The organism is Xanthomonas pisi DSM 18956, from assembly GCF_001010415.1.
In the GTDB taxonomy this organism is placed as follows: domain Bacteria; phylum Pseudomonadota; class Gammaproteobacteria; order Xanthomonadales; family Xanthomonadaceae; genus Xanthomonas; species Xanthomonas pisi.
Genome location: NZ_JPLE01000327.1, coordinates 1 through 394, shown reverse-complemented (window position 1 = coordinate 394; position 394 = coordinate 1). Strand labels below are relative to the sequence as shown.

The 394-nt window shown below is 49.0% G+C and carries 1 protein-coding gene; it reads left to right on the top strand.

Annotated elements, in window-relative coordinates; genetic code table 11:
• Positions 1-374 (top strand): transcriptional antitermination N peptide (locus Y887_RS20875; RefSeq protein ID WP_084726112.1); only part of this gene is annotated, 374 nt, incomplete at its 5' end.
• Between the last annotated feature and the right edge of the window lie 20 nt (positions 375-394).

The window sequence follows — 394 nt, the reverse complement described above, 5'->3', positions numbered from 1 at the left end:
GAACTCAGTTCAAAGGCAATTCACGTTCTCGTCGTCGTGAGCGTTTAAAGGCAAAGGCATTAGCTAACGGCGTGCTGGCCCGCGAAGAAGCAATAAGTTCAGAAGTATTACACCGCCCTACTCTAAGCAGAGCGCAGATTCAGGCTAAAGGTACTCACGAAACGCCTGAGCGCATAGAAGACGCTAAGCCAATTAAGTTCATGGCACAGGACGTGATCTGGCAACAGAAAGAATACAGACGCAATCTGGAGCGAGCGGCCATTGTGTACGCGAATGAGTTTGGACATAAGCAACCAGAAACTGGTGTATGTCTTCCAAACGTAGCTCTTTACGCGGCAGGCTACCGGAAATCAAAACAACTGACGGCAAGATGACTTGTGTTGGTCGCCAGAAA